At 35.8% G+C, this 26,891-nt stretch carries 28 protein-coding genes, 3 riboswitches and 2 other annotated features (1 of these 33 running past the window's edge); of the genes, 5 read left to right on the top strand and 23 right to left on the bottom strand.

Features of this window, described 5'->3' with window-relative positions; all coding sequences use genetic code 11:
• Nucleotides 1-124, top strand: a binding site (T-box leader); it begins 135 nt to the left of the window's first position.
• Between the two features lie 56 nt (nucleotides 125-180).
• Nucleotides 181-1,536, top strand: a complete 1,356-nt coding sequence (brnQ3, locus tag AC1Q8M_RS03520; RefSeq protein WP_001099141.1) for a branched-chain amino acid transport system II carrier protein BrnQ3 — start codon at nucleotides 181-183, stop codon at nucleotides 1,534-1,536.
• Between the two features lie 24 nt (nucleotides 1,537-1,560).
• On the opposite strand, the gene AC1Q8M_RS03515 is transcribed toward brnQ3, so the two are convergent.
• From AC1Q8M_RS03515 to gltP, 9 genes are all read right to left on the bottom strand, one after another.
• Nucleotides 1,561-1,899: a DUF3922 domain-containing protein gene (locus tag AC1Q8M_RS03515; protein WP_072939635.1), complete on the bottom strand. Its 339-nt coding sequence runs from the start codon at nucleotides 1,897-1,899 to the stop codon at nucleotides 1,561-1,563.
• Between the two features lie 81 nt (nucleotides 1,900-1,980).
• Nucleotides 1,981-2,613, bottom strand: coding sequence for a response regulator (locus AC1Q8M_RS03510; RefSeq protein WP_000598707.1), 633 nt, complete (start codon nucleotides 2,611-2,613; stop codon nucleotides 1,981-1,983).
• Nucleotides 2,610-3,665, bottom strand: coding sequence for a sensor histidine kinase (locus tag AC1Q8M_RS03505; RefSeq protein ID WP_000744326.1), 1,056 nt, complete (start codon nucleotides 3,663-3,665; stop codon nucleotides 2,610-2,612). The genes AC1Q8M_RS03510 and AC1Q8M_RS03505 overlap by 4 nt, the downstream gene beginning before the upstream one ends.
• Nucleotides 3,665-4,405 (bottom strand): cell wall-active antibiotics response protein LiaF, encoded by a 741-nt coding sequence (liaF, locus tag AC1Q8M_RS03500; RefSeq protein ID WP_016513098.1) that lies wholly within the window; start codon nucleotides 4,403-4,405, stop codon nucleotides 3,665-3,667. The genes AC1Q8M_RS03505 and liaF overlap by 1 nt, the downstream gene beginning before the upstream one ends.
• A gap of 106 nt (nucleotides 4,406-4,511) precedes the next feature.
• The gene (locus AC1Q8M_RS03495) at nucleotides 4,512-5,174 is read right to left on the bottom strand and encodes a PspA/IM30 family protein (RefSeq protein ID WP_000814127.1); all 663 of its coding nucleotides are present in this window, start codon (nucleotides 5,172-5,174) and stop codon (nucleotides 4,512-4,514) included.
• Between the two features lie 47 nt (nucleotides 5,175-5,221).
• Nucleotides 5,222-5,578, bottom strand: a complete 357-nt coding sequence (locus tag AC1Q8M_RS03490) for a lmo0954 family membrane protein (RefSeq protein WP_000808640.1) — start codon at nucleotides 5,576-5,578, stop codon at nucleotides 5,222-5,224.
• 182 nt (nucleotides 5,579-5,760) lie between these two features.
• The gene (locus AC1Q8M_RS03485) at nucleotides 5,761-7,077 is read right to left on the bottom strand and encodes a Na+/H+ antiporter NhaC family protein (RefSeq protein WP_072939638.1); all 1,317 of its coding nucleotides are present in this window, start codon (nucleotides 7,075-7,077) and stop codon (nucleotides 5,761-5,763) included.
• A 94-nt stretch (nucleotides 7,078-7,171) separates the two neighbouring features.
• Nucleotides 7,172-7,277: riboswitch (SAM riboswitch) on the bottom strand.
• A 120-nt stretch (nucleotides 7,278-7,397) separates the two neighbouring features.
• The gene (locus AC1Q8M_RS03480) at nucleotides 7,398-7,916 is read right to left on the bottom strand and encodes a ribonuclease FAU-1 family protein (protein ID WP_000824653.1); all 519 of its coding nucleotides are present in this window, start codon (nucleotides 7,914-7,916) and stop codon (nucleotides 7,398-7,400) included.
• A gap of 68 nt (nucleotides 7,917-7,984) precedes the next feature.
• Entirely contained in the window at nucleotides 7,985-9,259 is a 1,275-nt protein-coding gene (gene gltP, locus AC1Q8M_RS03475) for a glutamate/aspartate:proton symporter GltP (RefSeq protein ID WP_000821130.1), read from the bottom strand.
• 495 nt (nucleotides 9,260-9,754) lie between these two features.
• On the opposite strand from gltP, the gene AC1Q8M_RS03470 reads away from it, so the two are divergent.
• Nucleotides 9,755-11,029: a murein hydrolase activator EnvC family protein gene (locus AC1Q8M_RS03470; RefSeq protein WP_000726083.1), complete on the top strand. Its 1,275-nt coding sequence runs from the start codon at nucleotides 9,755-9,757 to the stop codon at nucleotides 11,027-11,029.
• 101 nt (nucleotides 11,030-11,130) lie between these two features.
• Complete coding sequence (locus AC1Q8M_RS03465) at nucleotides 11,131-11,289, top strand: hypothetical protein (protein WP_001095997.1); 159 nt, start codon at nucleotides 11,131-11,133, stop codon at nucleotides 11,287-11,289.
• Between the two features lie 27 nt (nucleotides 11,290-11,316).
• Here AC1Q8M_RS03465 and AC1Q8M_RS03460 read toward each other — a convergent pair whose 3' ends face one another.
• From AC1Q8M_RS03460 to AC1Q8M_RS03405, 12 genes are all read right to left on the bottom strand, one after another.
• Nucleotides 11,317-12,672 (bottom strand): sodium-dependent transporter, encoded by a 1,356-nt coding sequence (locus tag AC1Q8M_RS03460; protein WP_000665433.1) that lies wholly within the window; start codon nucleotides 12,670-12,672, stop codon nucleotides 11,317-11,319.
• A 111-nt stretch (nucleotides 12,673-12,783) separates the two neighbouring features.
• Nucleotides 12,784-13,032 (bottom strand) — a binding site (T-box leader).
• A 64-nt stretch (nucleotides 13,033-13,096) separates the two neighbouring features.
• Nucleotides 13,097-13,711, bottom strand: a complete 615-nt coding sequence (locus AC1Q8M_RS03455) for an NAD(P)-binding protein (protein WP_071714670.1) — start codon at nucleotides 13,709-13,711, stop codon at nucleotides 13,097-13,099.
• Nucleotides 13,686-14,441: a sirohydrochlorin chelatase gene (locus tag AC1Q8M_RS03450; protein WP_000648881.1), complete on the bottom strand. Its 756-nt coding sequence runs from the start codon at nucleotides 14,439-14,441 to the stop codon at nucleotides 13,686-13,688. The genes AC1Q8M_RS03455 and AC1Q8M_RS03450 overlap by 26 nt, the downstream gene beginning before the upstream one ends.
• A gap of 1 nt (nucleotide 14,442) precedes the next feature.
• Nucleotides 14,443-15,219: a uroporphyrinogen-III C-methyltransferase gene (gene cobA, locus AC1Q8M_RS03445; RefSeq protein WP_000521256.1), complete on the bottom strand. Its 777-nt coding sequence runs from the start codon at nucleotides 15,217-15,219 to the stop codon at nucleotides 14,443-14,445.
• Nucleotides 15,220-15,303: 84 nt separating this feature from the next.
• Nucleotides 15,304-15,504 (bottom strand): DUF3906 family protein, encoded by a 201-nt coding sequence (locus AC1Q8M_RS03440; RefSeq protein WP_000366918.1) that lies wholly within the window; start codon nucleotides 15,502-15,504, stop codon nucleotides 15,304-15,306.
• Between the two features lie 10 nt (nucleotides 15,505-15,514).
• The gene (locus AC1Q8M_RS03435) at nucleotides 15,515-17,137 is read right to left on the bottom strand and encodes a nitrite/sulfite reductase (RefSeq protein WP_000119611.1); all 1,623 of its coding nucleotides are present in this window, start codon (nucleotides 17,135-17,137) and stop codon (nucleotides 15,515-15,517) included.
• 148 nt (nucleotides 17,138-17,285) lie between these two features.
• Complete coding sequence (cysC, locus tag AC1Q8M_RS03430) at nucleotides 17,286-17,897, bottom strand: adenylyl-sulfate kinase (RefSeq protein WP_029441817.1); 612 nt, start codon at nucleotides 17,895-17,897, stop codon at nucleotides 17,286-17,288.
• 12 nt (nucleotides 17,898-17,909) lie between these two features.
• Entirely contained in the window at nucleotides 17,910-19,046 is a 1,137-nt protein-coding gene (sat, locus tag AC1Q8M_RS03425) for a sulfate adenylyltransferase (protein WP_000108781.1), read from the bottom strand.
• Nucleotides 19,047-19,084: 38 nt separating this feature from the next.
• Nucleotides 19,085-19,789, bottom strand: a complete 705-nt coding sequence (locus AC1Q8M_RS03420; RefSeq protein ID WP_000959018.1) for a phosphoadenylyl-sulfate reductase — start codon at nucleotides 19,787-19,789, stop codon at nucleotides 19,085-19,087.
• Between the two features lie 87 nt (nucleotides 19,790-19,876).
• Nucleotides 19,877-20,020, bottom strand: a complete 144-nt coding sequence (locus AC1Q8M_RS03415; protein WP_000538896.1) for a YezD family protein — start codon at nucleotides 20,018-20,020, stop codon at nucleotides 19,877-19,879.
• 72 nt (nucleotides 20,021-20,092) lie between these two features.
• A riboswitch (SAM riboswitch) is annotated at nucleotides 20,093-20,201 on the bottom strand.
• 115 nt (nucleotides 20,202-20,316) lie between these two features.
• Nucleotides 20,317-21,633, bottom strand: coding sequence for a diaminopimelate decarboxylase (gene lysA, locus AC1Q8M_RS03410; protein ID WP_000280643.1), 1,317 nt, complete (start codon nucleotides 21,631-21,633; stop codon nucleotides 20,317-20,319).
• 180 nt (nucleotides 21,634-21,813) lie between these two features.
• A riboswitch (Lysine riboswitch) is annotated at nucleotides 21,814-21,995 on the bottom strand.
• An 89-nt stretch (nucleotides 21,996-22,084) separates the two neighbouring features.
• On the bottom strand, nucleotides 22,085-22,480 hold the full coding sequence (locus tag AC1Q8M_RS03405) for a DUF3888 domain-containing protein (RefSeq protein ID WP_001228820.1): 396 nt from the start codon (nucleotides 22,478-22,480) through the stop codon (nucleotides 22,085-22,087).
• 254 nt (nucleotides 22,481-22,734) lie between these two features.
• Between AC1Q8M_RS03405 and AC1Q8M_RS03400 the strand changes: the two genes are divergently transcribed.
• Nucleotides 22,735-24,621 (top strand): LTA synthase family protein, encoded by a 1,887-nt coding sequence (locus AC1Q8M_RS03400; protein ID WP_000939088.1) that lies wholly within the window; start codon nucleotides 22,735-22,737, stop codon nucleotides 24,619-24,621.
• Nucleotides 24,622-24,809: 188 nt separating this feature from the next.
• Nucleotides 24,810-25,511, top strand: coding sequence for a CDP-diacylglycerol--serine O-phosphatidyltransferase (gene pssA, locus AC1Q8M_RS03395; protein WP_000285417.1), 702 nt, complete (start codon nucleotides 24,810-24,812; stop codon nucleotides 25,509-25,511).
• A 30-nt stretch (nucleotides 25,512-25,541) separates the two neighbouring features.
• Here the strand turns inward: pssA and AC1Q8M_RS03390 are convergent, their stop codons facing one another.
• Nucleotides 25,542-26,513, bottom strand: a complete 972-nt coding sequence (locus AC1Q8M_RS03390; RefSeq protein WP_098855602.1) for an NAD(P)-dependent oxidoreductase — start codon at nucleotides 26,511-26,513, stop codon at nucleotides 25,542-25,544.
• 144 nt (nucleotides 26,514-26,657) lie between these two features.
• On the bottom strand, nucleotides 26,658-26,825 hold the full coding sequence (locus tag AC1Q8M_RS03385) for a DUF4025 domain-containing protein (protein ID WP_001118893.1): 168 nt from the start codon (nucleotides 26,823-26,825) through the stop codon (nucleotides 26,658-26,660).
• Between the last annotated feature and the right edge of the window lie 66 nt (nucleotides 26,826-26,891).

Below are 26,891 nucleotides of genomic sequence, written 5' to 3'. Positions count from 1 at the left end.
CCGGCCGTCCCCCGTTACAAGGAACACGTATCATGTTGTACGTTGCAAAGCCGTATACATATAGATTTATTTCTACATGTGTAAATTAGGGTGGTATCGCGGGTAAATATAACTCGTCCCTTTCTTTAGGGACGAGTTTTTTGTGTTCTTACAAATGAATTTAAAAAAGGAGGAAAAACAATGAACACTGTATCAAAAAAACATATTTTTTTCACGGGTCTTATGCTATTTTCTTTATTTTTTGGGGCAGGTAATTTAATTTTCCCTCCCATGCTTGGCCAAAATGCAGGTGAAAACTTTTGGCCAGCAATGATTGGATTTTTACTAACAGGAGTTGGCTTACCACTACTAACTGTTATCGCAATTTCTCTATCTGGAAATGGGATGCAGCAACTTGCAAGTCATGTTCATCCATTATTCGGAATTTTCTTTACAGTAATTGTATACATTGCTATCGGTCCATCTATGGGCATCCCACGTGTTGCAAATGTCGCTTATGAAATGGGTGTTAGTTCTTTCTTACCAGAAACAATCCGCTCTAGCAGCCTAGTGCTATTTGTATATACAATCATCTTCTTTACTATCGTATTTTGGCTGAGTTTGAATCCATCTAAACTTGTTGATCGTATTGGAAATGTATTAACACCTATTTTATTACTCTCTATTTTCTTATTGTTTGTTAAAAGTGTATTTACACCACTTGGGCAATCAGGACCAGCAATGCAAGAGTATCAAACTTCTCCAATCTTCAAAGGCTTTATGGAAGGCTACTTAACAATGGACACTATTTCAGCACTTGCATTCGGAATTATCGTTGTAAATGCAATTCGTTCTAAAGGTGTGAATGATCGTAAGTCCATTGCCATCGCCACAGCAAAAGCAGGGCTTATTGCCGCTACAGGACTCGTACTTGTATATGGTGCACTAGGCTGGCTTGGGGCAACTAGTGTCTCTCTCGGATATGCAAAAAATGGCGGACAGCTACTTACTGTTATCGTACAACAATTATTCGGTCCGTACGGTTTGCTCCTATTATCTCTTATCGTTACACTCGCTTGTTTAACGACATGCGTTGGACTCGTATCTGCGTGCAGCCAATATTTTTCAACATTATTGACTACATTTTCATACAAAACATTCGCGAGTATCATTTGCGCATTAGGATTATTAGTTGCCAACTTAGGTTTAACAAAAATTATCGCAATCTCTGTTCCAATTCTACTTGTTGTGTATCCAATTGCGATTGTACTCGTACTACTATCATTACTTCATAAATACTTCGGTGGATATCGCTCTGTTTATGTAGGTGCTTTAATCGGAGCAGCTGTAGTGAGCGTATTTGATGGATTAAAACAAGGTGGTATTTCAGTTTCATTCATCACACCATATTTTGAATTTATCCCTTTATATAATGAAGGAATCGGTTGGCTAATACCAGCATTAGCAGGAGCTCTTCTTGGCCTTACAATCGCTAAGTTAAGCGGTACGAAAAAAGTTCCATTACTAATCGAATCTAACGAAGTAAAAGCCTCCTAAAAAAACTCCCAAAAGGGAGTTTTTTTACATTTGATAAGCAGTATGATTAAAACTGCTTATTTTATAAGCTTTCGTATAATATTCAATATTTGTATCAACTGTTTCTACCTTGACAACATCATAGCGCTCTTCTTGCTTTACTAAAAATAAATAGTATTCCTCTGTTGCCTCAATAATCGCAATTTTATCTGTTTCAACATTATATTGTTCACAAAGTGCTTGTAATGCGTTCACATACTCCCCTAATTTTTTAGACTTATCCATTCCGAATATAGTTTGAACTAACATATACATTCTCCCCTTTATATGTACTGTTAACACTTTAATGATAACGCTTACATTGTTTATCGTCAATAAAAACATTCGATGGTTTTAACGCCAAATCTATATTGTAGCGAGCCAATAATCAGCGAGGAATTCCCCGCCAATTAAAGCTTCACTTTATCACTTCGTTAATTGATGCCTAAATGCATAAATAACTGCCTGAGTACGATCACTTACATTCAATTTATTTAATATGTTACTCACATGTGTCTTTACCGTTTTCAGTGCAATAAATAACTCGTCCGCAATCTCTTGATTACTTTTTCCCTCTGCAATTAATAACAAAATCTCAAACTCTCTTTCCGTTAAGTCATCATGCAAAGGTTGCTCTTTCTTTTGACGCATACGGGACATCATTTTCCCGGTAACTTTCGGCTCTAATACTGTTTCTCCATCATAAGTAGCTCGTACAGCATCAGCAATATCACTTGCTCTTGATGTTTTTAATAAGTAACTGGTCGCACCAGCCTCAATAACAGGGTACAATTTTTCGTCATCTAAAAAGCTTGTTACAACTACAATTTTTGCTTCTGGCCATTCTTGAATAATAGCACGTGTTGCTTCAACACCATCCATCTCATCCATAACAAGGTCCATTAAAATAATATCCGGTCTTAATTGCAATGCTAATTCTGATCCTTTTCGTCCATTCTCAGCTTCCCCTACTACTTCAATATCTGGCTGTGTAGATAAATATGCCGATACACCCATACGAACCATTTCATGATCATCGACAAGCAATACTTTTATCATACTTCTCCCCCTCTCTCAATCATAATCGGTACTTTTACTTCTATTTGTGTACCTTTGGCCGGGAAACTAAGCACCTTGAGTGTCCCACCAATTTCATGAACACGCTCTTGCATCGATCTTAGGCCATATGAACCTGCCTTATTAACGCCTACTTCAAACCCAACGCCGTCATCAATAATTTTTAAAATCGCATATTGATCAATTTTTCGAAGGCGCACTTCTGTTTTCTTTGCCTTTGCGTGTCGCAACGTATTTGATAGCGCTTCTTGCACAATACGGAATAAATGATCTTCTACACCTTTTTTTAATTCTATTGGCTCAATAAGCCATTCAATTTTCATATGTTGTTTTCGCGATAATTCCGTTAATAATTCCTCTATACCTTCTGTCAGTTTCTTACCTTCCAATTGTACAGGACGTAAATGAAGGAGCAATGCTCTCATTTCTGATTGAGCATTTACAACCATATTTTCAACAAGTTGTAATTGTTTTTTTGTCACATCTGGAAATTCAGTTATTTGTTCATTAATCGCTGACATCATCATCGACATTGCGAAAAGCTGCTGACTTACTGAATCATGCAACTCCCTTGCTAAACGATGCCTTTCTTGAGAAATCGCTTCTTGTCTCATCTCTTCATTCCAATGAGCTCGTTCATTCGTTACTTTTTGAAAGAGTCCAGCTTGCTCCTCTAATCGACGAGCCAAAACGATTACTTTTCGTTCCACTTCATGAAATTCATCATCTGCAGTAAACGAAACATCGCTCGGAAAATTCCCTCGCTCTACTTCAAATAGAAACGTATTTAATCCTTGTATACGCTGCTCTATATAGTAACCGATTGCATATCCTACAATTCCCCCGATAAGTAAACTTGTAGTCATAATAAACAAGCCAATTGGAACAGAAGCGATGGATTCCTTCCATAATAAATCATACACTTGTTGCTCGCTTTTCCATACATATACAATTGTACAAATGAGTGCGATACTAACTGAGGACAACATAGAATAACGAATATACATCCACGAAATATTTTTTTGTTTCTTCATTATACTTTCCTCACTTCCGTGTCGCCTACGACAAGCGAAGAAATAATTTTAATACGACGAGGAGCCTCTTTATACTGCTCTGTTCTAAATCTAACATTGCGGTTAAACCCTGTCTCTTCATGACCTGGCAAGAGCACACGTCCGACAATAACAGAATGATTTAAAGAAAGTTCAATATCATATGGCACATATAAACGAATATTACCAACGACACCCCGAATAACAATTATCGTTTCCCCTTCTGGAATCATAGCAGTAGTTAAATCTATTTCCACATCACAAGCACCGTATTGAACATTAATATCCTCAAGTTCATAAATATGATCCATCATTCGTACATTGCCTACAAACATATTTTTCAAATATGGTTCTGTACGATATATTTGCTTCTCTTCGTCTATAATCCCTTTTTCTTTAATTTCAACCTTCATTGCTTTTTGCTGATGCCCTTGTTGAATCAATTGATAACCAATTAAAGCTAAACAAGCAAATACGACAAGAACAAATGCTGCTGATGAAAATAAGAAGAATAAAAATACGATACCACCAACAAATAAAAATACATTTCCCCGTACATAACGATTCTTTTTACGATAATGCCTTCCAAACATAAGCATAATAAATGCAAAAATGAGACCACCTGGTTCAAAATGTCCAAGTATCATATCAAGAAAAAGACCGAATCCAAATATGATGAGGAGCATCCCCATTAATTGTGTCTTTGAAAAATGTTTCTTCATTTCAGCTCCCCCCTTCTTGTCACATATACATAGAAGAAAAGGCATTGCTTTCCAACACCTTTTCTCCTATCACTATATCATAAGCCTGTTTTATAATATACTACTATTATTTTGTTAACTCTTTTGTTAACGATACATCATTCTTTTCTTTCATTTCACGCTCAAGTTTTGCAATTTTCATATCAAATGTGTCACGCTCATGCTCTTCATTCATACGAGTTTCTAAGTCACGAATGTGATCTTCAATTTCTTCAAATCGTAAGAACGGATTATTTTCATCCATTTTATGCATCGCAGTATTCATACGACGATTTGCATGTGCCATATTTTCACGTGCCATTAGTTCCATACGCTTTGCGTGCATTTCTTTTAATTTATTTTTCATTTCAGAAAGACGACGCTCTAACTCATCAATTTGCTCTACAACACCTGCATACATTTCTTCTAATCGAGTTACTTGCCCTTCATAATAAGCTACCTCTTCTAACGCACGTTCGTGCAATTGTAATTCGCCTGCTTCTTGAGCAATGATAGCTTGCTTTGATCTTTTGTTAACGAAATAACGTGCTTGCTCAAGCTCACGAGCAAAGTTAGATTTTAATGTTTTATGACGTTCAATTAACTTCTCAATTTTTGTTATTTCACGCTCACTATCACGTAAATATTGGTTTAACATCGCAATTGGATTTTTTCTTTCCTTCTCATCTAACACGTTATGAAAATCAGCTAAAATTGCATCGCGTACACGTCCGAATAAAGATTGTTTCATTATAAATCTTCCTCTCTTCTACTTTATTTATAATTTGATTTATTGTTTTAGTTTTTCATTAATTTGTTCCACTCATCTTCAAAGTTGCTATATGGTTTAGAACTTTCTGGAGCAGATTCAACAACTACATCTTTTTCTTTTTTCCACTCACGGTATCCGTAGTATAAAACCACTAAAGCAGCGATACCGATTAATGCTGGTGAATGAGAAAGCGCAATGGATAAACCGATTAAACCAACAATACCCCAAGCTAACTTTCCAAAAAATGACTTAGCTCGCACAAATGATTTATAGCTCCAATATACAACTCCTGCTCCGATTGCGAATCCTACAATACCAGCAAGACTACCAAGAGCAATTAAAGCCAAAATACCGGCTGCGATAAACGCTAGAAATTGTTTCATCTTGTGCTTGCCTCCCTTCGATTTGATACTCTTATCTTAACTATTTTTTCATCTTTCCATAACGAGCTTAAGAACCGTTTTTAACTCAGACTTAAGACCGAGTCATATTCAGCCCTTTACGCAAAAAAACGTGCAGAGTTTATTCTCTGCACGTTTTTTTAATTACTAACATTCATATTAAATTAAGCTGTTTTATGATACTCTTTTTTCTCAGCTACTTTCGAAAATCTTGGAAATCCAATTAAAATAGAAACAATCCCACATACTCCAACTAAGATTGGATAAAATGCATATGGCAACAATTCAACCGGAGATAACGCTGCAAATCCTGCTGCCGTTAACATTTGGGCACCGTACGGAATTAATCCTTGTACACAACATGAGAAAAGATCTAATACACTCGCTGATTTACGAGGGTCTATTTCATATTGATCTGCAATATTTTTTGCAAGCGGGCCTGTAAAGATAATCGAAATCGTATTATTCGCTGTACACATATTCGTCATACTTACTAAACCAGCAATACCAAATTCCGCACCTTTTTTCGAACGAATATTACGTGTTAATACATTCATTAAATATTGAATACCACCATTATATTGGATTAATTCAACCATACCGCCAATTAATATAGCAAGTAATACTAACTCCATCATACCGCCCATTCCAGTCGTTACACTTTTAAAGAAACTTTCTAACGTGTAACTTCCATCTATAAGACCGATAAAACCAGATAATACAGTTCCACCAGTTAATACAATAAGTACATTCCAGCCAAGTAGCGCTGTAATAAGTACTCCTGCGTACGGTAAAATCTTTATCCAATCAAAGCTATGTGCTTTAATTTGCGTGTCACTTCCTGAAGTAACTATTACTAATAGTACAATTGTAATAATAGCCGCTGGTAACACAATTAAAAAATTCGTTTTAAACTTATCTTTCATTTCTGTTCCTTGTGAACGAACAGCTGCGATTGTTGTATCTGAAATAAATGATAAATTATCACCAAACATCGCTCCCCCAACAACAGTAGCCATTGCAAGCGCAATTGAGATATCAGTTTGACCACTAATACCTACAGCAATCGGCGCTAATGCTGCAATTGTTCCCATTGAAGTTCCCATTGCTAATGAAATAAATGCACCAATAACAAAGATTCCAGCTACGATAAATCCTGGCGGTAAAATAGTTAACGCTAAATTAACAGTTGAGTCTACTCCGCCCATTCCTTTAGCCGTTTCAGAAAATGCACCTGCAAGCACAAAAATTAATACCATAATCATAATATCCGGATTTCCTGCACCTTTAGCGAACCGCTCGACTTTCACATTAAAACTTTCTTTACGATTCATCACTAAAGCGATTCCTACAGCAATTGAAATTGCTACAAGTATCGGCAATTTATAGAAATCACCTGTAATAATTCCAGAACCAATGAATAGCGCCAAAAATATCCCAAGTGGTAATAAAGCTAAACCATTTCCTCTCGTTTCTTTCAAAGTACCATCTCTCCCTAGTTTCAACCTTTTTCTAATGAATAACAAAAGACCTCTTCCGATGAGAAGAGGTCTTATACATCTATAAGAAACGCTCTTCTCATCTTTCAAGCACATGCTTGCTGGATTTGGCACAGCACTCTGAAATCGAGTCCGCTGCCGAGGCATCGTAGGGCCAGTCCCTCCGCCTCTCTTTATAAGAAGGTTTCATATTTATTTTTTAATAATAATTTCTTCCCTAACTTTACTCGCTTACAAAACAAAAGTCAATTATTTTTTGTATAGATTTTTTTGGTAATTATACAAAAATTTGAATACAATAATCATTTTAACTTTTCGATTTCTTCTTCCAATATTGAAATCCAATAAAATTCACTATTTTTTATTGCTTCTAATATCCATTTCGTAGTGTACCAAGCTAACTCATACTCTTCCTTCGTGACATCGCCACTTTTATAAGCATCCTCTAGCTCCTCTTCATCTAATACATACACCTTACCGCTAGGTAATAATACTACATCTAAATATAAATCATCAAAATACGGTAAACCACGATCGTCTATTTCATATTCTTTCGTCACATCAATATAATATTGCACTAAATTGTGCCTATCATCTAACATAGCTGTAATCGCAAAGTTCTTTCCATTAATGAAATATTGAACCCACATATACCCATCACTTGCAATACAAATTTCTTTACCATCATATTCTTTACAACTAGGCTCTCTCACCTTTTTTATATCCAGTATTCCGAGCATTCCCTCTTCCACTTGCTTAAGCCTATAACTCTTTTCTATTAGTCTTTTCCACGAAGAACCGTCACCATATTTACGTTTCATTATGTATACTCCTCTTCTATATACAGAAAAGCTCCCACATATTATGTGAGAGCTTGTTCATATTATAATCAAGCAGCTTGACCCTTTTCAGAAATCTCTTTTAAATAAGCTTGTCCTTTTTCAGCGTCATATTGACCTTCCCACTTAGACATAACTACAGCTGCTAAAGAGTTTCCTACAACGTTAACTGCTGTACGAGCCATATCTAAAATACGGTCAATACCAGCAATGAACGCTAAACCTTCAGGTGGAATACCTACTGTACCAAGTGTCGCTAATAATACAACGAATGATACGCCCGGTACACCTGCGATACCTTTTGATGTAACCATTAATACAAGTAATAATGTAATTTGTTGTGTAATAGATAAATCAATACCGTACATTTGCGCCAAGAAAATAGCTGCAATTGCTTGATATAAAGTTGATCCATCTAAGTTAAATGAATAACCTGTCGGAATAACGAAAGATGTAATTGCTTTCGGACAACCGAATTTCTCCATTTTCTCCATGATTTTTGGTAAAACTGTTTCTGAGCTTGCTGTAGAATACGCTAAGATCAGCTCGTCTTTTAAAATCTTAAAGAATTGGAAAATGTTAATTCCAAATATTTTCGCTGTAAGTCCTAAGACAACTACGACGAAGAAGATCATTGCTCCATATACGACAATTAGTAATTTCCCTAATGGAATTAATGAAGCAAGACCAAATGTAGAAACTGTAACACCAATTAGTGCAAACACACCAAATGGTGCAAATTTCATAACTTGGTTTGTTACATAAAACATTGCATCAGCTACACCTTGGAAAAATTGAAGAACTGGTCTTCCTCTCTCACCAATTGCTGCTACACCTAAACCAAATAGTACAGAGAAGAAGATAATAGCAAGCATATCTCCGTCAGCCAATGACTTCATAATGTTCGTTGGAACAATATTTACAAACGTATCTGCAAATGAATGACTTTGTACTTGCTCTGTCGTATGTGTATATTTCGAAATATCTGTCTTTGTTAACTGCTCCATATTTACGCCTTTTCCTGGTTGGAAAATATTCGCTATTAATAGACCAACAATAATTGCAATTGTTGTAATAATTTCAAAGTAAAGAATTGTTTTTCCGCCTAGTCGACCTAGTTTTTTAACATCGCCAACACCAGCAACCCCAACAACAATACTTGCTACAACAATCGGTACAACGATCATTTTAATTAATCGGATGAAAATATCACCAATTGGTTGTAAGTACTTCACAACAGCTGGATTATCAAAGAAAATCGCCCCAACCGCAATACCAAGCGCAAGCCCTATTAATATTTGCCATGCAAGTCCTATTCTTTTCATATTTGTTGTAACCCCCTCTTCGATGTGTCACTCTATCTCTCATTCTATCTCTATAAAACTAAGAAATTAAGAGTATTACATATTATTCGACAATTCACTACATTTTGTCCCTGTTAAAAATCATAAATCAAAATTTAAAATCTGACAACAAAATAACTTTCCCCGAATGCAAATAATTTTCTTGACAAAAAATAAACCCATGTTAGAAAACCTCACATGAGAACGATTCCTTACTAGTGTTTTATTAGCTTTCTAAGTACTATTTCACCCCATAAAAACTATTACTTTCCTCCTGTATTTTACAGATAAATCCCAAAATATACCTTTATTACAGCCATAAATAAAATGTAAGTACTATGACAATTAAAGTTGAAAAATGATAAATTCCGACAAAACTTAGCAATTTTATAAAGTTTTCTTTACATTATGATTACAACGATAGACACTCTTCTTCTTATGATATATAACATTCATAGGGAAAGGAGTCAGACAACTATGAAAAAGAAATTTGCAGCGTTTAGTGTTTTAGCAGCAGGAACGATTTTTGCTTCCCCGTTACTTTCACCCGTATACGCTGAAACAAATCAAGATAAATTATCTAACATTCAATCTGAATTAGAAGGCAAACAAAGTGACTTACAAAATAAATCAGTCGAGAAAGAACAAATAGAAAAAGAAATTCAAGAATTACAGAAAAAAATCGATGAATTAACTACTTCTATTAATAAAAACGAGGCTGAATTAAACGATACAAAAAAAGAAATTAGCAAAACACAACAAGTAATTACTGACAAAAAGAAACATATAGAACAATTACAAACAAACATAGATACACGTCAGGAAGTTATTAAACAACGATTACAATCTATGCAAGAAAAACCGCGTACAAATATCATTACAGAAGTATTAACAAACTCTACAAACATTGCTGATCTTGTTGATAATATGTACTCCGTAAGTTTAATATTAAACAACGATACAGATATTGTAAAAAAACAAACATCTGATCAAAATGCTGTAACTACAGAAAAAGAAGCTGTTGAGAAAAAAGAACAACAACTGAAAGAATCTGAGCAAAAACTAGAACAAAAACAACAAGAATTACAAAATAACCAACAGCAGCAACAGACTCTTATTAACGATCTACATACGAAAGTAGCAAAAGTAGATTCAGAGATTGAAGGATTAGAAGAATCCAAAGGCATTTTAGAAAATCAACGTCAAGCTGTGCAAAAAGCAATTGAAGAAGAAAAACGGGCCGAAGAAGCTCGTAAAGCGGAAGAAGCTCGCCAGGCAGAAGAGGCTCGCAAACAACAAGCTACTAAATCTGCTCAAGCAACTCAAGCAGCTCCAACACCACATGATACAAACATCGGTGGCTTTATCAAACCAGCAGCTGGATCAAAAACTTCCGGATTTGGTGTACGTTCTTTAGATAACCATAAAGGAATTGACATCGCCGCTTCGGGAACGGTTCCAATTATCGCTGCTGCAGATGGCGTTGTTATTCGCTCAGAATTATCATCTAGTTACGGAAACGTAGTGTATTTATCTCACCGTATAAACGGAAAAACATATACGACAGTATATGCTCATATGAATAGCCGTTCTGTATCGAATGGACAAACTGTAAAACAAGGCGATCAGCTTGGATTTATGGGGAACACGGGCCAATCATACGGACAACATTTACACTTCGAACTTCATCTTGGAGAATGGAATGTCGGCAAGACAAACGCAGTCGACCCATCTCCTTATATCGGATTATAAAAAACCTCGGTACCTACCGAGGTTTTTTATTTACACTTCACACAATATAGGCATTCTACATAGACTATAACTAAATGCCTATAGTTTACGAGGTGATCAATATGAATACGCAATTACAACAAAAAATAGAAGAAGCTAGAGCGACATTTATCGGCCGGATATTTACATTTGGCGGATCAGTTTTATTTTTAATTGGTTCATTCCTCGCAGTCACCACAGCCTATAAAGCGTATAATCGTCTATTACATTCAACAACATAAAAAAAGACGGGAGATCCCCGCCTTTTTTTATGCAAACATTTTAAATACACCTATCACATTTAAAAATACAATTATTACAGTTATCGGAATGACATAACGAAGTAAGAAGAACCAAATGTTAAATAACGTTTTCCCCTTCGTTTCCGTCACTTCTAATTCTTTCATCAACAACTCTTTACTCATTTTATTTGGTACAAATAATGAAATAGCTAGTACTCCTAACGGCAGCAATACGTTACTTACCGAAAAGTCGACTAAATCAAAGAATGTTTTCCCAAATATTTTCACGTCACTCATAATCCCAAATGATAACGCTGATGGAATACCGACTGCAAAAATAAGAATACCAATTAATAATGATGCTGACGGACGCTTCTTCTCATTACCTTTCGCAACAGATGCTACTACAATTTCAAGCATTGAAATTGCTGATGTTAAAGTCGCAAAGAAGAATAAAATTAAAAACATAATAAAGAAAAATTGACCAAATGGTATTTTTGCAAATACTGCTGGAAGGACGATAAACAGTAATCCCGGTCCTTCAGTCGGTTTAACTCCTAATGCGAAAATCGCTGGGAAAATTGCTAATCCTGCAAGTACTGTAACAAAAACAGTTAAACTTACAATAGATGTTGCCGATTTCGCTAAATGTTCCTCTTTCTTTAAATACGAACTATACGTTACCATTACCGAGGCACCTACAGTTAGCGAGAAGAAAGATTGTCCCATCGCATATAAAATTGTATCTGCTGTAAGCTTTGAAAAATCTGGTTTTAAGAAGAACTCTACTCCAGCAAAAGCACCATCGAGTGTTAACGCACGAACAATAATCGCAATAAATAAAATAAATAATAGCGGCATCATGTACTTACTTGCCTTTTCTATACCTTTCTCTACACCTTTACTTACAACAAAAATCGTACAAAGCATAAAGATAAATTGCGCTCCAATCGCACTTAACGGATTTGAAATCGTTTCACCGAACAATTGTCCATAATCAGCTACTCCATTCCAGAAACTTCCTGTCACACTATAATATAAATAAAGTAAAATCCATCCACCTACAACACTATAAAAAGATAGTACACTAAAACAAGTAACAACTCCCATACGACCAATCCAAGGATATAATTTGCTATTTGGCACTAGTACTTTATAAGCTGTAACCGCCTCTTTTTGCGTGCTACGTCCAATAACAAACTCCGCTATTAGAAGAGGCATACCTATAAATAAAGTTAGCAGTAAAAATACAAGGAAGAATGCGCCTCCCCCGCCATTACCTGCAACATATGGAAATTTCCATATCGCACCAAGACCTACTGCGGCTCCGGCTGCTGCGAGTACAAAGCCTATTTTCGACGTCCATTGCTGTGTTTCTTTCATCATAAATTCTCCTTTTCTGAATATTTAAACTTTTGTTAATTATACACTTTCATTTCATACTCGCACACCTCCTTTAGAAAATAAAAAAGTCCCCTACACGCAAATATGCATGTAGAGGACGATATATGTAATGTAAATACCGTGGTACCACCTCAATTGGATTGATAAATCCCACTTGTTCAAGTACAGGAATAATTCCGATACTCTATCCTTTTAACGGCGGAACCCGGGTTGCCTACTACAATGTTCAACATACCTCTCGCAAGCCCATTCTGTATAATTTATCGTACCGGGCTCCCACCTAACCCCAGCTCTCTGAACGCATCAAATATACGTACTCTTCTTGCTCATCGATTTCATCTATTGAAGTTACTTGTGATTATAAATTATATTTTTATATTTGTAAAGCGCACTTTATCTTTTATTATTTTAAAATCTTTCCCTCTAATTCTCGCAAAAAACTTTCTCTTTCTCTCTCGTTTTGCACATATACTGATTTCAACACTTCTTGGAGTAATATATTTCGTTCTCTCTTTTCTAACTGTAAATCTTTTAACTTCACCCTTACTTCATATAAAAAATCTAAATACGATTCATATGTCTCATCATATTTATTTGCAATCTCATCTCGAATTTTTTTTGCGAGCTTTGGGCTCGCTCCCCCAGTAGAAACTGCTATATTAAGCAAACCACGATGAATCGCTGCTGGAAAGTGAACATTACCACTTTCCGGATTTGTAATAACATTTACTAATTGATTCTCTGCGGCATCTTCAGCAACTTGTTCATTTAATATTGAATCACTACTCGCTGCAACAACTAAAAAAGCATTTTTAATATCACTTTTTTCATATTCTCTTTGATACCAACGAATTTTCTTTTCTTCCACAAGTTTTACTAAATTCGCATCTAATTCTGGACTGATCACAACTATATCCGCACCTTGTTTGAGTAAAGGAATAATTTTAAATCCTGCAACTTTTCCCCCACCAATAACAACAACGCGTTTCTCATTAACTCGCACTGTAAGTGGATACATACTGATCTCCTTTCAATAACTCCGTCGTTTTCTGAATTAACATATCTTGTAACGCTTCATTCTTCCCTAAATATGGACTGATTTTTATCTCTTCCAATGCATATTGGCGCACTTCTTTCTCAATATGTTTCATAAGTAAACCTGTAAATAACAAATAAGGTAGCACAACGATGTTCTCCACTTCCCGTTCTACAACTTCCTTCAATTTCCTCTCAAATTTCGGCTCCGCAGCCGCTAAATAACAAACCTCAACTTTTTTAATTTTCTCCTCAGCTTGAAATAAAGAGGCGATCCATTTTATATCTTGTAATACTTCAGGATCACTACTTCCTCTTGCAACGAGCAGAAGGGTCACTTCAGCCTTCCCTTCCTTTTCAATACCACTTCCGTTATATACTGATTTGATCAGTGTTTCTGATACACCAAACGGATTACCATAAGTCACTTTAACATTCGGATATTGATTCTTGAGCTTTACCAATTCAAATGGAATATCTTTCTTCACATGACCTGCCGCTAATAAAAAAACAGGGATGGCAATAATCTCCGTGGCCCCACGCTTCACACATGTACGAAAACCATCTTCAATAGAAGGATTCGCTAACTCTAAAAAACAAACTTCTTGAATATTCGCTTCTATACGACTCATACACGATGTAATAAATTGAATCGCCTCTTCTTTCGCTGTCTTCAAACGACTTCCATGACATATATATAAGACGGCTTTCATTTTACAACACTCCACTTACTTGATAAGCATTTTCCGTTTGCTTCTCAAACCAATGGATTTTTTCTCTAAAACGGACAACTTCTCCAATTACAATCATGCTCGGATTTTGAATTTGCTCTTTTTTCGCAACATCTACAATTGTTCCTAATGTCCCAACAACTGTACGTTGCATAGACGTCGTCCCCTGCTCAATAATAGCAGCTGGCGTACTTTTATCTTTTCCATGCTTCATAAGTTGCTCACATATGTAGGGCAAATTACTAACCCCCATATATATCGCTAAAGTCTCTACACCTTTCGCTAAACTTTCCCATTTCACTTCTTCTTCAGCACCTTCTTTCCTATGCCCAGTCACAATAGCAAAACTTGCACTTGCATCACGGTGCGTCACTGGAATACCAGCATAAGCAGGTGCAGCTATTCCAGACGAAATACCTGGGACGATTTCAAATGGTACACCTTGCTTTGCTAATGCTTCCGCTTCTTCTCCCCCTCTACCAAATACAAATGGATCGCCGCCCTTAAGCCTCGTTACAACTTTCCCTTTTTTCGCATACTTAATAAGAAATGTATTAATTGTTTCTTGCTTCATCGTGTGATAATTCGGGAGTTTCCCGCAATAAATTAAATCCGCGTCAGGCTTTGCGTGTGAAAGCAGCTCTTTATTCACAAGGCGATCGTATAAAATAACATCTGCCTTCTCAATACATTTCAACCCTTTAACAGTAATTAAATCTGGATCGCCAGGACCCGCTCCAACAATATAAACCTTCCCCATCATCTCTCCTCATTTCTACTATTAAAATGAAACTTCCATTCGTATATAAGAATGGAAGTTTTTATTTTTTCGTATTACTAATCTCTACTCATGAATAACAAATGCTGCACCTTTTCGAATCTTCTTTTTTTCAAACAAAGAAATCTCTTTTACCTCTGGCAACGGTAAAAAATGTTTTTCAAGCTCAATCTCCGCAAGCTTAAATGCCTGTTCTTCACTTTGAGCAACAACAACAATCGGAACAATATCACTCACTAATACAGCTTCAAATCGATATAAATCCATATTGTCCCCCCTAAGACGCTATGACTTCTTCTAACACATTATTTAACGCTATTTGTAATGTGTCTACACCAACACGACCTACAAAATCATAAAATGTTTCGGCTGGTAATTTATTCTCTTTGAAATAACTTATAAATGATGCGAGTACATCAGGTAAATCCTCGCCATCTATTTTTCCTTTTAACTTTTGATTGTAGGCACCGCCATCTAACAACGTTCCACCTACATATATCTCAAATGCTTCAACAATTCCCTTTTCCTTCGTTTTCATTTTCACCCCTTGTAACCCAATGTCAGCAATTTGACGTTGACCACATGAATTCGGGCAGCCTACCATATGAATTCGAACTGGAACATCGAGTGCAATTTGTGTATCTAAGTATTCTGCAATTTTTCGTAATCTTTCTTTCGTTTCTACTAGTGCAAGATTACAATATTCAATACCGGTACATGAAACCGCATGACCAATAAATGATTTTGGGCTTGCAGATATCGCTTCAAACAACGGTTCACTAAGTAATCCTTTTACATTTTCCGGAGGAACGTTCGGAATAATGAAATTTTGTGAATTACATGTACGAATTTGTCCATTTCCATATTGCTTTGCGATTCTTGCAATCTCAAACATTTCTTCTGCATGTAAACGACCTACCGGTACATTAAAACCTACATATTTTAATCCCTCTTGTTTTTGGTCTTGAACACCATAAAAATAGCCTGCATTCCATCCTTTGAGTGCACTTTCCCCTTTACTTTGTAAAGGCCCTGTATACTCTATTAGTTTCTCTTTAAATTTCTCTGCTCCCCAGTCCGCAACAAGAAATTTCAAACGAGCTAAATGACGTTTCTCACGATATCCAAAATCACGGAATATAGTAGCAATCGCAATTGCCACTGCCTTCACTTCTTCTGGTAAAACGAACACATCTAATTCATCAGCTAAATATGGACGGGCTGATAATCCTCCGCCTACTTTTATATGAAAACCAACTTTTTTCTCACCATCTATTTCTTTCGTAGCAGGTGTAAATGCAACACAGTTAATCTCTGCGTTTGCTGAGTTATAAATATTAGAACTAATAGACATTTTAAATTTACGTGGCAAATTAGAAAACTCTTCATTATGTTGGAAATAGTCATATACCTCTTTCACAATATGTGTCGTATCAAATAGTTCATTTGCATCAATTCCAGCAAGCGGATTACCTGTAATATTCCGCGTTATATCACCACAAGCCCCCGCTGAAGATAATCCAACTCTTGCTAATCTTTTAAAAATATCTGGTATTTGCTGAATTTCTAACCAGTGAAACTGAATCGCCTGTCTCGTAGTAATATCTATTACATCACGTCCATAATCCTCAGCGATAGAAGCAAGTACTTCTGCCTGCGCATTTGTAATAATCCCTGACGGAATATTTACCCGCATCATAAAATAACCAGCTTCTTTTGGACGTTGTAAATACAATCCCGCCCATTTAAAAGCATCCCACTCTTCTTTCGGAATAGATTCAAATCCATTTTCCGCATAGTAAGGAATATCATTAAAAATTTCTAAGCCATCTTTTTCTAATTTATTTTTCTCCGTTTGATTTAGTTTTTCATTGTTAGCCCATACTTTTTCATAACTCATTTTTAAATCCCCCTATATAAAGTGAAACTTTAATCAGTAGAGTTTTGTTCATCCCACGCTGATTATTAGCCTTAACCAATCGGGTATTTACGGGCAGCCCGCCCCCCACCTAACTTCCTTGCCCCAATCGAACTTTGAGGTAGGAATTTTACTTCCCGGCAAATAGCGGGATAAAACTACGCTCTTGTAAGTACTTCACGATTTGTTCTGCACATTCTTCAATAGAATATTTGTGCGTTTCTACAATTAATTCTGCTTGCTCTGGCTCTTCATAAGGCGAATCAATACCTGTGAAATCCTTAATATCACCTTTTCTTGCCTTTTTATAAAGCCCTTTCGGATCACGTTTCTCACACTCTTCAATCGGACACTTCACAAAAATTTCAATAAATTCATCTGCCGCTAATAAATCTCTTACTTGTTTGCGGTCTACTCGAAATGGTGAAATAAATGCTGTAAGGACAACCGTTCCTTGATCTACAAATAACTTTGCCACTTCGCCAATACGTCTTATATTTTCCATGCGATCACTTTCAGAAAATCCTAAGTCTTTATTTAAACCGTGGCGAATGTTATCCCCATCCAGCACATAATTTCCAATATTCTTTTCAAACAGTTTACGAGCGACCGCATTCGCTACTGTAGATTTACCCGAAGCTGATAAACCAGTAAACCAAATTACAAAACTGTGATGTCCATTCTTCACTCTTCTCTCATCTTTTGAAACCGAAGCTGTATGCCAAGTAATATTCGTATCCATCTCGTTCTCTCCCTATTCTGTTACTACTTCTTTTTTTAAACCTTTAATTAGCACTTCTACTACTTCTTTACGACTAAATGTACTTGGCGGAATCTCACCGTTTCTTAATAATTCTCTTACTTTCGTACCTGATAAAATAACATGATCTTCTTTTCCGTGCGGACATGTTTTCGTTGAAGCCATCGCTTCACATTTCGTGCAGTAAAAACTATGTTCAAAGAATAGTGGTGTAATGCCTAACTCTTCTATCGTAAAATTCGTGAAGATTTCTTGCGCTTCGTATGTTCCGTAATAATCTCCTACTCCGGCATGATCACGTCCTACAATAAAGTGGGTACATCCAAAATTCTTTCTTACTAACGCATGAAATATCGCTTCTCTTGGTCCTGCGTAACGCATTGCAGCAGGAAATACACTTAAAAAGACACGATTTTTCGGATAATAGTTTTGAAGGAGTACTTCATAGCTTTCCATTCTTACATCAGCAGGAATATCGTCCGATTTCGTTTCTCCAACGAGTGGATTTAAAAAGAGACCATCTACAATTTCAAGAGCAGATTTTTGAATATACTCATGGGCACGATGTACCGGGTTTCTCGTTTGAAATCCGACTACTGTTTTCCACCCACGTTTTTTAAATTCTTCTCTCGTTTCAATTGGGTCTAAATGATAAGAAGGAAATTGATTATTTTCAAAGCGTTTTGTTAGAATAATAGTTCCTCCAACGTAAACGTTTGGTCGTTCATATAACTTTTTCACTCCTGGATGAACCTCATCCGTTGTTTTATATACAAGTAACGCTTCTTTTTCTTTATCTGGTACGAAAATATCTTCTATTTGAATAGCACCATATATATTTCCATTGTTGACAAGCTTTACTTCCTCTCCGGTCTTCAGGCTTTCTGCGACTTCTTCTGTTACCGGTAATGTAATTGGTATACTCCACACACTACCATTTGCTAAACGAAGCGTCTCTACGACTGAATCATAATCTTCCTTCCCCAAAAAACCAGTAAGCGGGCTATATCCACCTGTCGCCAATAGTTCTAAATCACTTAAAGCAATGTTGTCTAATTTAATTTCTTTTTCAATTTGTGATACATCATATGTCTCATCTATACGGTTTACTAATTCGTTTACTGTGCTCATTTTCTATATCCCCTCTTAGCTTTATTTCAAGATTCATCTTATTGATAATGAAGACCACATTCGGTTTTCACTTTCCCAGCCCATCTACCATCTCTTGAATCGCCACCATCCCCTACAGGTAAAGTACATTTCTCACACCCAATACTTGGATAGCCAACATCATGCAACGGGTTATACGGTAAGCTATGTTTGTATACATATCGCCAAACTTCTTTCCACGTCCAATGAATGAGTGGACAAACTTTAATAGATTGAAAACGATGATCTTGATTTATAAACTTTGTATGCTTACGTGTTTCTGATTGTTCCCTTCTTAAGCCCGATATCCATGCTTTTTCCACGACTAATGATTTTTCTAAAGGTAAAATTTTTCTAATCTTACAACAAAGATTCGGATTGCTCTCCCACAGTTTTTCACCATGCAACTTCGCCTGTTCATCAAGTGTAAGTTCTGGCTGCTTTTCTATAATATTCAATGAAGGAAATCGTTCCCTCACTCTTTGAATTAATTCATATGTTTCTTGAAAATGAACATTTGTATCCAAAAATACAACTTTAGCAGATGGATTTACTTGGTTTATAAGGTGCAGCAATACCATACCTTCCACCCCAAAGCTACATGCGTAGACGATTTCATCTTTATACTCTTCATAAGCCCAATTTAATACTGATAACGCGCCTTTTGTTTCATCTTCTTCCGAAAACGAAACAACATTTTCTTCCCACGTTTCATACGTCAACATGTTTTTTCCCCCTGTAAAAGCAAAAAGACGGTTTTAACCTAATGAAAATAGGTTAAAACCGCCTCTAGTTTTTCTAGTCAGCGCTTTTCACTTTAAACGTACTTTTTCACTTTTCTCTAACTGAATTACTTTTCCATCTTGCACAACAATTGTAATTGAGCCATATTTCATATCAGCAAGCATCGCTTCAATCTTCTCGGATACTTCATCAAAATGTTCCCGTACACCCACGCGAACAGCCCCCCTTTTTATTCATAAAAAAAATCTTTCCCATTTCGAAAAGACTGTTCGGTAATATATTTTACCTTATCTTTCAAAATGGATTCCATTTTGCTGGATTTAGCACCTTGCTTTCTATAAGCAGGTTGCCGAGCTTCTTCGGGCCAGTTCCCTCCACTTCTCTTGATAAGCTTTGTATTTGTATTTTATCACAATTCTGATTTTTTTCAATCCTAGTTTTCCGATATATTTTAATTATTTTATTTTACAAAAAAGGAATTGCCCATCCGAACAACTCCTTTTTCTATTTAAACAAGCTCTTTAATACGTATGCGATCGTTCCCAATAATATTTTCATATGTTTCGCGTTCCACAACTACTTGCGATGTTCCGCCTTTTGCAAAGACAACGGCTGGTCTTCGAATCCGATTGTAATTATTCGCCATCGAGTACCCGTAGGCTCCTGTACAGGAAACTGCTAGTAAATCAGCAGAAGCGACTTTCGGTAAATGAATATCCCAAATCAACATATCTCCGCTCTCACAACATTTCCCCGCAATCGAAACGAGTTCCTCATTCTCATCATTCCCTCGATTCGCTAACATTGCTTCATAACGCGCACTATATAAAGCAGGTCTTAAATTATCTGTCATTCCACCATCGACTGATACATATTTCCGAATACCAGGAATATCTTTCACAGACCCAACTGTATAAATTGTTGTCCCAGCATCACCTACAATGCTACGGCCTGGTTCAATCCATATTTCTGGCAATGGATATTCACATACAGTAAATTGTTCTCTCACTGCACTTGTTACAGCTCGCACATATGTCTCAAGAGTTAACGGTGTATCCGACTCTGTGTAGCGTATTCCAAATCCCCCACCTACATTTAACACTTTTACTACATAGTTTGTTTGCTCTCTCACTTCTTCTAAAAATTGGCGAAGAACTTCAATCGCTCGAACAAAGCCAGCTGTTTCAAATATTTGCGATCCGATATGTGAATGAATCCCTAGCACATTATAATTGGATTTTTGTAAAGCAAATCCAATTGCCTGCATCGCTTGACCGTTTGAAACGCCAAATCCAAATTTCGAATCATCTTGGCCTGTTGTAATATATTCATGTGTGTGCGCCTCTACTCCAGGCGTTACACGAATTAATATGTTCACAAACTTTCCATGTTGCATCGCTAAATCGTGTAAAACTTCTAATTCAAAGAAATTATCTACGACAAAACAACCGATATTCGCCTGAAGAGCCATCACTATCTCTTCTTCTGTTTTATTATTTCCATGAAAATGAATACGTGATGCTGGAAATCCTGCTTGGAGCGCAGTATATAATTCTCCTCCAGAAACAACGTCTAATGACATATTCTCTTCACGAGCTACTCGGCACATCTCCATGCACAAGAACGCCTTGCTTGCATATGCTACTTGATAAGAGAAACCACTTTCTTTAAAAGCACGATGAAATGCTCGGCATTTTCCTCGAATAGACTCTTCATCGTATACATAAAGTGGTGTTCCGTATTGCTTTGCTAGCTGCGTCGTATCGCACCCTCCAATTTCTAAGTGTCCTTGCCCATTAATTCGGCTTGTGCCGTGTAAATACATTTAAATTCCTCCCTTATTTCCTCTAAAACTCATAACCCCAATCTTCTATTCATTGCAGCACGCTTTTAGATAGACAAAAAACGCGCGGAACAATGTTCACACGCGTTTCTTATTAGGAAAAATATATATTGAAAAAATAAACGAGTTGTTATCTCCTCAAAATAAGAAACCGCATCAACATCTCCAAATAGCTCTCCATAAAATAAATCTTATGACAGTACTACATTTATTCAATGTAGTCCCAATATATGAATAAGATGGTTATTCTTATATTTCGGCAATAGTCCCTTTCAGCCTATGATCACAGATTCCATGAAATCTCCCATAGCTTACTCTTTCCTATCGCGGCCTCTACCTTTGAGAGTAGATGAGGTAAGTCTATTTAATTTTCAAACATCTAATTGTTGCTATTAACAATACCAAAGGGCCATTTTATTTGTCAAACAATTTTTTATATTGTTTTTTTGCAGTTTAATTTTGTATCATTTGGTAAGCGCTTTACTGAAATCTTTGTCACTTCCCATTCGCCTTCTTCGTTATTAAATGTAATCGTTACCTTCTCAAATGGGGGAGCAATTTTCCCCGCAACACGTTCATACTTTGTCACTTCAATACTTGCTTGAAATAAATATGTACCGCTATACACTTTTTTTAAACTAATAATTTTAGGGCATTGATACGGTTTCAAACTTCCATATTGTTTTTCAATTGCTTTATTTATTTTTGGAAATAAAACAGAATAAAGTGCATCTTCCATAAGAGGTGCATCATATTGAGCTATTGACACACTCGGTGAGGTAAAAAGTATAACACTACTGCATGCTATAAAATATAATAATTTTCGCATTATAACCTCCGTATTATCACGCGATTCTTTCTGCGTACGATAATTATCATACATAGAAATTCTGTTTTATTGTCTCCCACCACTCTTTTTCTACTCGATTATTATAAAAAAGCCCACAACTCTCTTTTATTTTCGTATAATGATACTCATAGTATAATAATCATAATAACAAAGGACTGTTCGTATATATAAAATGAGTCGTTAAGCAAACTGACTCACAAGAACTGTCATGCTTTTTAGGAGAGGAGTATATTATGCTACAACATCTGTTTCCAAAACTGCGATTTGCACTCGTTGCAGTCGTTTTACTATGGATTAAAACATATATTGTGTACAAGCTAGCATTTGATATTAAAATTGATAATTTCTTTGAAGAATTCATGCTTTTTATTAATCCACTAGCTGCGTTACTTTTATTTTTCGGCTTAGCTTTACTTGCATCTAAGTACCGAAACCGAATTATAATTGGAATCAGTTTTATACTGTCATTTATTTTATTTGGAAACGCAATGTTTTATGGGTTCTATAACGATTTCGTTACTTTCCCGGTTTTATTCCAAACAAACAATATGGCTGATTTAGGGACAAGTATAAAAGAACTCTTTACGTACAAAACATTACTTTTATTTGCAGATGCAATTATTTTAATGTTTATTTCGCGTAAATTCCCATCATTTGGCGACAAAACACCACTTTCCCGCTCAGAGAAGCGAACTTTCTTTAGCGGTGTAACAGCTTTATTAGCACTACAAATTGTTGTATCAGTTATTTATAAACCACAAATGTTCTCGCGCTCATTTGACCGTCAAACTGTCGTAAAGAATTTAGGTTTATACACATATCATCTATTTGATATTACACTTCAATCCAAGTCTTCAGCTGAGCGTGTATTTGCAAGTGGGGATGGATTTTCTGAAATCAAAAACTATACAGACTCAAAAGACAAACAAGTTGATAAAAACTTATTTGGAGCTGCAAAAGGTAAAAATGTAATTTTAATTTCAATGGAATCTACACAAAGCTTTGTTATTAATAAAAAAATAAATGGAAAAGAAATTACCCCATTTTTAAATGAATTTATTAAGGATAGTTTCTATTTCGATAACTTCTATCATCAAACTGGACAAGGCAAAACTTCTGATGCTGAATTTATCGTTGAAAACTCACTTTATCCGCTAGATCGTGGTTCTGTATTCTTTACTCATGCAACAAACGAATACACAGCGACACCAGAACAATTAAAGAAATACGGATATTCTTCTGCCGTCTTCCATTCAAATGATAAAACGTTTTGGAATCGGGATGTAATGTATCCTGCGCTTGGATATGATCGTTACTTTAATTTAAATGATTACGCAGGAACGGAACAAATGTCTGTCGGTTGGGGATTAAAAGATAAACAGTTCTTTGAACAATCTATTCCAAAGTTAAAATCTTTACCGCAACCCTTCTATACAAAATTTATTACATTAACAAATCATTTTCCGTTTCTTCTAAATCCGGAAGACCAATATGTTGATGAATTCAACTCAGAAAGTGGTGTTGTAAACCGCTACTTCCCAACTGTTCGTTACACAGATGAAGCTCTTAAATTATTTATTAAACAATTAAAAGAAGAAGGACTGTATGATAATTCCGTTATTGTCATTTATGGTGATCATTATGGTATTTCCGAAAACCATAACGCAGCTATGGCACAGTTCCTAGGAAAAGATACTATTACACCATTCGATTCTATGCAATTACAACGAGTTCCTCTTATTATTCATGTGCCTGGTCAAGAAGGAAAAGTTGTTTCTAAAGTATCTGGTCAAATTGATATTAAACCAACGCTCCTTCATTTACTTGGTATTAAAACAAATAAATCCGTTGAATTTGGAACTGACTTATTTATTAAAGAAAAAGACCCGCTTATGGTAATGCGTGATGGTAGCTTTGTTTCTGAAGAGTATGTTTATACAAAAAATATGTGCTACAAAAGAAGTACGGGTGAAGAAGCTGATATGACGCTATGTCAGCCGTATATTGAAAAAGCAAAAACAGAATTAAAACTCTCCGATAAATTAATTTATGGAGATTTATTACGTTTCGATCCTAACAATCAATATAAAACTGGAACGATGACAACGAAATTTGAATAGTAAAGGAAGCAACTTTATACAAGTTGCTTCCTCTTTTTATTTTCACTTAATTTTTAAATCATCCTTCTATGAAATCTTTCACAAATTGGTAATTTCTTTCGTATGAGGAATAAATTTATGTTATGATAAAATAAGTAAACTTTCATACACTAATTAAGAATTTATTACAGAAAGCAAGGGATCAGATTTTGTATAGAGCAGCTATTCCAAACTTATTTACGCTCGGAAATTTATATAGCGGATTTTTATCAATCGGCTATGCATCTTTAGGATATTATAAATCAGCTGCTATTTTAGTACTTATCGGGATGATGTTAGATAGTCTTGATGGTCGTGTTGCTCGTTTATTACGTGTTGATTCACAAATGGGAAAAGAGCTCGACTCGCTTGCAGATGTCGTAACATTTGGTGCAGCACCTGCTGTTTTAATGTATTACACATCTTTCTCAAACTACGGAATCATCGGATTATACATAGCGGGATTATTCCCTCTTTTCGGAGCATATCGTTTAGCACGATTTAATGTAACACCATCTTCTACTTCAATGAAATATTTCACTGGAGTACCGATTACAGCAGCGGGAGGGCTTGTTGCTTTCTTAACATTATTTTCACATACCATTCCAAAAATCGTTCTTATCACCGTATTTGTAACGTTCGCATTTTTAATGGTGAGCCGCATTCGTATCCCAAGTTTAAAAGATGTACCAATTCCACGATATAGCATCATTATTACACTATTTTTAGTTGGAATCATTATTACAATGTATCAAACAGGATTTGGCAATTTTTCTGTTTTCTTATTCATTGCCATTCCACTATATATTTTGTACATGTTATCTCAATTCATTAGACAAAGACCGTCTAAAAAAGCGAATAAAGAAAAATAAGAAAACCTTCCGAGTCCGGAAGGTTTCTTTTTATTTTGTGACTAATACCTTTTGATTTACAGGTGTTACTGGCTCTTCGCCGTTTAATACAGCTAAAATATTTCTGACAGCCATTTCAGCCATCGCATCACGAGTTTCAAACGTTGCATTCCCTACGTGTGGAGCAAGTACTACATTCTTTAACTCTTTTAGCTCTTCTGTAATTTTCGGTTCAAATTCAAACACATCAAGAGCTGCCCCTTCAATTTCATTCGTTTTTAATGCATAAGCAAGTGCTGCTTCATTCATAATTGGTCCACGTGAAGCATTTACAATATACGCTGTTTTCTTCATCATTTTAAACTGCTCTTCATCAATCATATGATGTAATTTCGGATTATAAGCACAGTTAATTGTAATAAAATCTGCTGTTTGTAATAATTTTTCCAACGTCACATACGTTGCTCCCAGTTCACTTTCAGCTTCAAACTTACGATTTGGCCCTGTATATAAAACATCCATTCCAAATGCTTTCGCACGTTTTGCAACAGCCTTCCCGATTTCTCCAAGACCAATAATTCCGATTGTCTTACCGTGGACTTCTCGTCCTAAGAAAAATAACGGTGCCCATCCGTTAAATCCAGTCGTACGACATAACGTATCCCCTTCAGGAATTCTACGCGCCGCTGCTAAAAGAAGTGCAAATGTTAATTCTGCAGTCGCTTCCGTTGATACTTTCGGTGTATTCGTTACTACAATTCCTTTTTCACCCGCATACGTGTAATCAATATTGTCGTAACCAGCACCATAGTTTGCAACAATCTTTAAATGAGGCGCTGCATCAATAACTTCTTTTGGCACCTTTGTCGAAAGTAAACTTAACAATGCATCTTTATCTTTTACAAACTCTGTTAATTCATCTATAGAAATTAACTCCTCTTTATCGTACATTTCTACATCATGATCTTTTAATAGTTCTAATCCAATTTCCGGAATTTTTCCCGCTACTAATATTTTTGCCACTACTAACACCTCTTCTATAGAAAATAAGATATCTCTTATATTTCATTGTAAGAAATCCACATATAAAAACCAAGGAATTTGATTATAGTTTTGAAAATCGACACTTTTCCATGAAAAAAGAGGAGATGCAACTCTCCCCTCTTCTTACGCTTTTTCCTGCGATTCTTTTCCGAGCTTCACATCAATAGTTCCTTCTGCAACCGTATCGCTAATTTGCTCCTCAATAACCGATTGAGATGCAGCATTCGTTTCAGAAGTATAAGCTTGTTGCTGTGCAACTTGTACATTTTGTTTATTTTGTTGTTTCGCCATTTCTTACCCTCCTTTTCATTCTTTCTTATTTTGAACAAAAAGGGTGGTTTTCATCAAAAAATTGCG

This window comes from Bacillus sp. GW823-FHT06A10, assembly GCF_058795375.1.
The sequence above is the reverse complement of the archived record's forward strand: the minus strand, read 5'-3'. Positions and strand labels throughout refer to the sequence as shown.